Origin of the sequence: Pseudarthrobacter naphthalenicus, assembly GCF_029076445.1 — a bacterium.
Lineage (GTDB): Bacteria > Actinomycetota > Actinomycetes > Actinomycetales > Micrococcaceae > Arthrobacter > Arthrobacter naphthalenicus.
In genome coordinates, this window is sequence record NZ_JARESG010000087.1 from 1 (window position 1) to 564 (window position 564).

General features: G+C 70.6%; 1 pseudogene. It reads right to left on the reverse strand.

The annotated features are described in order from the left end of the window. Positions 1-10 precede the first annotated feature (10 nt). Positions 11-564: pseudogene (locus tag PY310_RS21515) on the reverse strand (hypothetical protein); the annotation flags it as partial.

The window sequence follows — 564 nt, forward strand, 5'->3', positions numbered from 1 at the left end:
GTAGCCGATATCAGCGTGCGACGGCACGCACGCATTCGCCCACCAGGGCGGGGCCGCGGTAGATCAGGCCCGTGTACAGCTGCACCGCATCGGCGCCTGCCTGCATTTTCTCGAGGGCCTGACGGCCCGCCAGCACCCCGCCCACGCCGATGATCGCCAGGCTGTCGCCCAGGCGTTCCCTCAGGCGGCGGATCACCGCCAACGACAATTCATGCACCGGTGCGCCCGACAGGCCGCCGGCTTCGTCGGCATGCGCCATGCCCGTGACGGCCGGGGCGATCGGCATCACGGTGTAGCGGCAGCCCAGCGCCTCGGCACAGGCGCGCGCATCGTCGAGGCTTTCCTGGCTGGTGAAGCGCGTGCCGCCGGTCGCCTTGACCGACAGCGTGATGCGCGCATCGTCCGGCAAGAGGTTGGCGTCGGTCAGGCGTAGGGGGAACACAGCCTTGTCGGGCCTCCGGTCGATCGTCTTGGAGAGGAGGGACACGCGCAGCCGGGGCGGCTGGATGGTGGTGGGCAGGCTGACGATGCGGCCGTCCTTGAGCGTCAGCCGGGCGGTAGCGC